Annotated in this window: 7 protein-coding genes and 2 pseudogenes; 4 read left to right on the forward strand and 5 right to left on the reverse strand. The window is 37.3% G+C overall.

The genetic code is table 11. The features are described 5' to 3' along the window. Window positions 1-171: 171 nt before the first annotated feature. The 4 genes and pseudogenes from BM057_RS04905 to BM057_RS04920 form a co-directional block, all read right to left on the reverse strand. Window positions 172-1,857, reverse strand: a complete 1,686-nt coding sequence (locus BM057_RS04905; protein WP_092091901.1) for a hypothetical protein — start codon at window positions 1,855-1,857, stop codon at window positions 172-174. Window positions 1,858-1,859: 2 nt separating this feature from the next. Next, a pseudogene (locus tag BM057_RS04910) lies at window positions 1,860-2,635 on the reverse strand (ABC transporter ATP-binding protein). Between the two features lie 306 nt (window positions 2,636-2,941). Beyond that, on the reverse strand, window positions 2,942-3,430 hold the full coding sequence (locus tag BM057_RS04915) for a prolyl-tRNA synthetase associated domain-containing protein (RefSeq protein ID WP_092091903.1): 489 nt from the start codon (window positions 3,428-3,430) through the stop codon (window positions 2,942-2,944). Window positions 3,431-3,544: 114 nt separating this feature from the next. Next, window positions 3,545-4,629: pseudogene (locus BM057_RS04920) on the reverse strand (DUF871 domain-containing protein). Window positions 4,630-4,862: 233 nt separating this feature from the next. On the opposite strand from BM057_RS04920, the gene BM057_RS04925 reads away from it, so the two are divergent. The 4 genes from BM057_RS04925 to BM057_RS04935 all read left to right on the forward strand — a co-directional run bounded on the left by BM057_RS04925 (window position 4,863) and on the right by BM057_RS04935 (window position 7,238). Then, window positions 4,863-5,501 (forward strand): HAD family hydrolase, encoded by a 639-nt coding sequence (locus tag BM057_RS04925; protein WP_092091905.1) that lies wholly within the window; start codon window positions 4,863-4,865, stop codon window positions 5,499-5,501. A 192-nt stretch (window positions 5,502-5,693) separates the two neighbouring features. Further along, window positions 5,694-6,269, forward strand: a complete 576-nt coding sequence (locus BM057_RS11920; protein ID WP_245741803.1) for a UbiA family prenyltransferase — start codon at window positions 5,694-5,696, stop codon at window positions 6,267-6,269. Next, the gene (locus tag BM057_RS11925) at window positions 6,259-6,609 is read left to right on the forward strand and encodes a prenyltransferase (protein ID WP_342708090.1); all 351 of its coding nucleotides are present in this window, start codon (window positions 6,259-6,261) and stop codon (window positions 6,607-6,609) included. Before BM057_RS11920 ends, BM057_RS11925 begins: the two co-directional genes overlap by 11 nt. Window positions 6,610-6,734: 125 nt before the next feature. Further along, a complete protein-coding gene (locus BM057_RS04935; protein ID WP_092091907.1) occupies window positions 6,735-7,238 on the forward strand; it encodes a cysteine hydrolase family protein in 504 nt (167 codons plus the stop codon). Between the two features lie 185 nt (window positions 7,239-7,423). Here BM057_RS04935 and BM057_RS04940 read toward each other — a convergent pair. Then, window positions 7,424-7,648, reverse strand: a 225-nt coding sequence (locus BM057_RS04940) for an IS3 family transposase (RefSeq protein WP_143074475.1), incomplete at its 5' end; no start/stop codon positions are given.

The raw sequence follows: 7,648 nt of genomic DNA on the forward strand, positions 1-7,648 counted from the left end.
AGACTTAATGACAAACTCGAGGAGCTTATCACATTTGAGTAGGTCATTATTGAGACTTAATGACAAACTCAAGGAGCCACATGCATTTGAGTTAGTCATTAAGATAAGAAAAAGACTCGTCGCACTGACGAGTCTTTGCTTCATGATTCGTTATAAAAGATTAAAATAAACTCAATCATTGAATTGAGACCAGAAGCGTTTCTGGTACCTTATGGTTAATAAACAGCTTGCAATAAATGGGATGAGTACGATCAGCAACGATAGCAGTAATTGTCCTATAGACGATAAGGAAGTGAATAAGAGTCCTAGGAAAAGGATAACGATAAAGCCGATGAAAAAAGAGCCGAAAATGCTGATAAACTGGGCAAAGTTTCCGCCGCCTCTGTTAAACAGCTCGGTCAAGTTTTGCCATTCAAAGTCCAAAAGGCGATAATCACGAGCGAAGTAATATTGGCACAGTGTAAAAATGCCAATGACCATACCGCTTAGAAACAAAAAGCCTAGCAGCAGCGGGACTTTTGCGATGAAAATCAACAGAAGGCCAAGAACAAGCGGCAAGCTCAGTTCAATCACAAAGGCAAATAAAAACTTTTGCTTTAAGTAATTTTTCATTGAGAAAGGTAGAGATTTCATATACTGAAAATTTTCTCGATCCAATGAAATGATGACGCCGACAATAGAGATCGCGTTTAAAGTCAAAAAGGCATAAACAAATCCTCCAAAGAAGAATAAGGCCCAGTAATTTAAAGATAACTCACCTAGATAGAGACCATTTAAAACCATAGGCCCTAAAAGGAAGATTGGAAAGAGAATGCTCGAACTAATGTGTTGCATGATCAATGTGCCATCTTGAATCAATCCAAGATTGTATTTCCATAGCGTTCGATTGACAGATACCGGATGTTGATGAGAAGCAGCTGTCTTTTTTTTACCGGTCGTTTTTTCCAAATGTTGTAGATGATGTGTTGAAGTTTGAGAAGTACTAGATTGTTTGCTGCTTTTGACAGAAACGATTTCTTCTTCACGGTAGAATCCTGGGACGACCCATTTGAACACGATCAGCATCAGCGCAGCGAGCAATGCGATCCACAAACCAAGTCCCAGCCAAGCAGTAAGGTCGCTAGGATCTAACAGCAGAGCATAGAAAAAATGAATAAAAGGGATGACCGTTGTATCTGGAGCAACTTGTCCGACTTCTACTGAAGAAGGGTCCATTGAGGAAAGATAAAAAATAACAGCAATCATCCCAAAGCTGGATGCTGAGTATAGAACCGTCGTGACCAATTGTTTATTTTTTCTGAAAACAGCTAACTTAGTGATCAAATGGACCAGCACAACGGAAAAGAAAAAGACGACAACCGTCAGCAGTATAAACAAGGGTACTGAAGCAATCAAAGAAAGCAGAAAAGGATGTCCTGCATCTTGTCCTAGCATGATAAATAAACCCAGAATAGGAATAAGATAGGGTAGCATCATCAAAGCAAGGACCGTTAACTTAGCTAAAAAAACTTCGCTTCCTTTAAAAGGCAGCGGAAGGTAATGAATCAAATCCTTTGATTCATAGAATAAGTTATACACGACATAAAAGCCTTGTAGTAACGCCATTACGATAAAAAGAAGCGTAAGAGTTGTGAACATACCCGGATACTGAGAAAAATCAATAGCTGAAAACATAAAGCCATAAATCAGCAGAAAAACGAGCAAAAGAAAACCGCTTTGCAGCAATACAGTCATATGCGGTGCGACTTTTGAACGTTGACCGGTCTTAGCTTCTTTATTTCTCTTTTTTTCTATCATTTGAGGATTGGCATAAATCAAGTTTGCTTTGGTCAATTCAAGGATATGGTGCAGCCGCATGTTTATCCTCTCCTTTCAGAGGAAAGACCATCATTGTTTTGTCTATTTTGTTCTTCTGCAGGAGGTCTGCCTGCCATTTTTAAATAGATCGTTTCTAGCGACTGTTCTTCATTATTGGCTTGTAGATCTTGAATCGTTCCATCATATAAAATCGTTCCTTGTTTCAAAATGGCAATATGATTGCAGAGTTGTTGTGCAACTTCTAAAACGTGCGTAGAGAACAGCACGATTTTTCCAGCTGCTGCATGTTGTTTCATCATTTCCTTTAGATCATAAGAAGCTTGAGGGTCTAGACCAGTCATGGGCTCGTCTAAATCCAAATATCAGGGTCTGACAGTAACGCGCCAATAATAAACGTTTTTTGACGCATGCCGTGTGAAAAAGAACTAATGACGTCATTTTGACTGGCTGTCATATCAAATAAATGCATCAGTTTATTGAGCTGTTGATTTTTTTCTTCTTCAGTAAGTTCATAAGCTACAGCAATCAAATTCCAATACTCCATGGCACTTAAACGTAAAAACATATCTGGAGAGTCAGGAACATAACCAATTTTCTTTTTAATAGCTAAACGATTATCTTCCAATTTTGTACCGTCAACTAAAATTTCACCTGCTGTTGGTTCAATGATACTGACGAGAGATTTAATAGCTGTCGACTTACCAGCACCATTATGGCCGATCAAACCAAAAATTTCGCCAGGCTGTATCGTAAAAGAAACATCGTTCAAAGCTTTTTTGCTTCCGTAAGTTTTAGAAACGGACTTGAATGTTATCATATTAGGGTACTCCTTTAGATTGCAGATTCTATGTACATATTACTTAGCTCATTGTAACAAAGATCTTAGCAGACTAAAATGGTCGTTTGAAGGTTGATGATGCAAAAGAAGTTGCTTGTTTAAAAATAAATGGAAAAGCAACAAAAAGAGTTCAACAATATTTAACATTGATCAGCAAAAAATCGATTTTTTAATGCCAACCCCGTTAGAATCTTATTTCTCTATCAACATTAGAAGATGAAAAATCAAAAAAAGCTTCTCAGCAAACCCTGCCAGGAGAGGAGTCTACTGAGAAGCGCTGTCGTTTTACAAATCAATGATCGTATAAGGGTAACCCAAAGCATCAAGAAGCTTATACAAATCTGTGGTTAAGAAGAAAATAGTTTTTGTATTGTCATCTGGATGAAAAGTAACGACTTTTTCAGCGAGCATTTCTCTGTCCAGATAAACTTGAACATCTTGTTCAGTATTGTTCCAAAGACCAAATGGAGAAACTAAACCAGGCGACTGATTCATCTTTTCCAATAACAATTCTGACGATCCAAACTTCAAACGTTTTTCATCTAAGATGCTGCTCAGCTTCTTAATATCCAATCTTTTTTGGTCATCCATGATAATCAAATAGAAAGCTTTTTTCTTTTTGTTTATCAAAAATAAACTTTTTGTTCGAACCCCTTCTTTTCCTTCAATGTAGTGATCAGCTTCTTCAGTAGATGTTGCTGGCGGGTGTTCGACGATTGAATAAGCGATGTCTAATTGCTTTAATGTATCGTACACGATCTGAGCACGCTCCATTCTTTTCCTCCTCATCCTGTTGTCGATTAAAGTGGTTTAAACGATGATGAATTTTAGACGAAAAAGTATTCTCGCTCTTTAAAAGAGAAAGAATACTTTTTCATGCAATCTAAACTATTGAATAAAACGGTAAGACGAAGTAGGCGGCAAGTAATCCAATAAGAAAAGGCTTCTTCAGGGATATGTCCGACGATATTACGTGTACCATCATCTTCCATTTCTTTTAGCGCAATTTGCGTTTCACCTTTATATTGGCCAAATTGGTCATTGCAGATCAGGACATCGCCTTTTTTGATCGGACCTGTTTGATGTGCAGGGAAGGCTTCATTTTTGTATTTGATACGGGTCATAGTTGAGCGAATCATGTACTCAGAGCGGTCTCCGCGATATGAATGAAGTTCTTCTAAAATGACTTTTTTCTCTACATCTGTAGCTTGTTCAGAAAAAATCACTTTTAATTGAGGTTGTGTGCCTAAGTAAGCTTCTGATGCTGCTTTCAGTTCTTCTTCAGAAGCATAAGCATTCCCAATGATCAAATCATCGATCGTATCCATCAACTTATAATGAGTGGCTTGCGTGTGCAACGACAAATGACGATGGCTTTCTAAAGTACACAAACCGTCTTGAACAGGCCACGGTCCTAGCTCGCCATTTTCAGCTGTGATAAAAGATGCTGTATGCAAACGATACTGATTGAATTGAGCCGTTGTTTTTTCAAAATGTTCTTGAGACAGGCCAGAATAACGTTGCGGATAGAAGTTGTGAGAAGCCGTTAAGTAGTCGCGGTCTGGCCGGTTACTCATCACATTATCGATATATTTTGTACCGCTGCTCATATTGACTTCGATTTTTAGGCGCTGTGGATTTTTTGTCATTAAAGCTTCCTCAGCTCCTGTGAATCCCAAGTCTAAACGGATAGCTGCTGCATCAAGCTCTTTAAAGAAACTTAGGTCTTCGTAGCTAACACCTAATTGACCAAACAGACCTGGGTTAATATCTAGCACAGTTTCCATTCCGATTGAATTGGCATAGTTGATAATTTTTTTGAATTTAGCAACGACTTCAGAATTGTCGCCGGAAATTTCCAGCAAACTAGTGAAGATACGCGTGAAGCCATATTTTTTTGCTAAATCTAAATACGCTAAATCTTCCTCAAAAGAAGATTTAGCAGGGTAAATAGATACACCTAACTGTTTCATGATACTGACCTCCAAAAATAAGTAATGAACAAAAGATAACGCTTACTATTCATTCAAAATGAGTATAACGATATTTAAATGAAGAGTCAAACGAATATGCATAACCTTTGGCAAGCAAAAGCTGTAAAAATGATGTGGGAGTGTTAATGATTCATCAACGATCAAAGAAGTGTTAAGATGAGAGAAGAGAGAATAAATAAAATAGTTGAAAAAAAAAGAGAGTGAGGAAAAAAATGAAAGCCATTATTTTTGATGTGGATGGGACGATGATTGACACAGAAGAAGCTGTATTGACAGCTCTGCAAGAAACGTTAGCAGAAGAAGCAGAAATGGATAAAAGTATGGATGAACTCCATCAGATTTTTGGTATCCCTGGCAAACAGGCGTTGGAAAAATTTGGTGTGGAAGATGTAGAAAAAGTGAGAAAAGTATGGGTCAAAAAGCAGCAAGAACACTATGATCAAGTTCATGTATTTGAGGGAATAGAAGATACTTTAGAAGAGCTGAAAACATTAGGTGTCGCAACAGGAGTGGTGACTTCAAAAACGGATGAAGGGGTAATGGATGGTTTCACACCTTTTGGCTTGGATCATTACTTTAGCGCGATTATTACCGCTTCACAAACCAAAAAACATAAACCGCATCCTGAACCTTTACTGGCCTGCATGAAAAAAATGGATCTACAGCCGAAAGACACGATTTATATTGGGGATTCTATTTTTGATTATCAATGTGCACAAGAAGCTGGTACGGCTTTTGGTGTCGCGTTATGGGGAGCTAAATCGAGAGAAGATTTTGAAGGTGCAGACTACTTTTTTGAAGAACCTCAAGATATTCTGCAATTAATCAAAAAAGAAAAGGGAGAAAAGTGAAGAAAACCATTCTTTGTTATCACTTTATTGATTTGACTTTAGGCTGATATGAAGCAGGTCGTCGTTTTTAAAATGACTAAATCTATTTTTACAGATTTTGAAAAAAATTAAGCAACAAAAGAAAACCTCCTAATAGATATGATAAAATAGTTGTGTCATCATAAAAAGCCATTTGATTTAGGAGGAATATAGGTGAGTGCGAAACAACTATGGGAATTAGGAGAAATTTATACCTCTCCTTTGAATTTATTTTTGATTTTGTTAGGTGTGTCTTATTCAAGGTACGAAAATGGCTCTTTCTTTAATGGGCAAGTATTATTATATATTTTATTGATTTTGTTTTTCCATATTGCCGTAAATGTCTTTAATAATTACATGGATTATTTGAATGCATCAGATGAACATGAATATAAGACGAAAACGAACATCATAGGCAGAGAAAACTTATCTTTGAAAACCGTTCGAACAACTTTTATCATCTTTTTAGCAGTTGCTACCCTGTTAGGCGTTTTGCTGGCATGGCAAACAAATTGGGTACTGCTTGTTTTAGGATTGATCGGTTTTTACATTGGTTTATTTTATTCAGCAGGTCCTAAGCCATTGAATAGTCTGCCGATAGCTGAAACGGTTACTTCGTTGGCGAGTGGTTTTTTTGTTCCGCTCGTGGGCGCTTACTTGAGTGATTTTATCCACACCCCTTTAACCATTCAGTTTGTTGGCAAAAGTTTTATTGGTTTGTTTGCCGACCGTCTTGATGATGTTCAATAATTTATTGGCTAATAATACGTGTGATTTAGAAGAGGATATAGTGAACGGAAGGAAGACGCTTGTTTACTATCTTGGAAAAGCGCGTTCCGTTACAGTGACCAAAATCACTTTTCTATTTTCATTTGTCTGGCTTTTTGTTTTAGCCTTTTTAGGTTTGGCACCATGGACAGTTTTATTGTTGGTTGTACTTTTACCTAAGTCATGGAAAAACTTGCAGGCTTATTTCCATGTTCAAGATAAACAGAAAACCTTTCCTATTGTATTGAAAGCATTAGGCGGAATTATGATATGGTATCCTGTTCTTTATTGTGTCGGCTCTTTTCTTCCTGCTCTTTTCTAGCCTTTTATTACAAAGTTGCAGGAGTGATTTTGTTTTTATTCTTAAAGTGAACACGTTATACTTTTGATAAAGAACTCGATAACAAATAGATTCAAAACTAATGAAGAGAGAAAGTAGATGAGAAGATGTTATTTGTGATTGATATGCAGAATGATTACGTCGATCCGGAAAAGGGTGCAATGGTCGTTGAAGGAGCCAAAGAGATCGTGCCGAACATTTTACAAGAAATCCGCAGGCAAGAAGAACAGGGAGAACCTATCTATTATACGCTTGACAAACATCAATCAGATGAAGGCCGTTCAGCACAAGAAGATCAATGGGGACATGAATTGTATCCACCACTGCAACAAGCTCTGCAAAAGCACCAAGCCATCAAGAAGGACTTTCATTCAATCTCTCCAGAAGTAGCTGCTAAGCTGCGAGATGAATATCAAGACGACCCGAATAGAGTGATTACAGTCGTTGGTGCTGAAACGAATGTCTGTGTCCTTTCAAATGCGGTAATGCTGCACAATTCTTTTCCGTTAGCGTCGGTTCGCATTCTCAAAGAAGCTTGCGCAGGTTCTACTGAGGCATTACATCAAAAGGCGTTAGACGTGATGAAAAGTTTAAAAATGGAGATCAAATGATTGCTGAGTTTTTTCTCTTTATCTAAAAGAGTGATCAGATCTTTACCAACCTTAAAAGAAGAAGAACCTAAAAAAACAGGACTTTCATTTTTTTGAAAGTGTAGTGACCCCCAAATATTAGACTTTTTTGAAGTGGAGAAATCCACTTCTTTTTTTCTACTTTTATCCGCAAGAAACTTCTAACCCTAAGCGGCGTTCTGAATTTCTTTACGATAGTCGATTGGACTCATCCAATCGAGTTTCCGTTTGATTCTTCTGTGATTGTAATAGTCGATAAATGTGACGATTGTTCTCTCTAGTTCTTCGTAGCTATGAAAAACTTGTCCATGATATACTTCTTGTTTCAAAAGACTAAAGAAATTTTCCATTGGTGAATTGTCCAAACAATTTCCTTTACGAGAGAAACTTTG

The organism is Pisciglobus halotolerans, from assembly GCF_900113675.1.
GTDB lineage: Bacteria > Bacillota > Bacilli > Lactobacillales > Carnobacteriaceae > Pisciglobus > Pisciglobus halotolerans.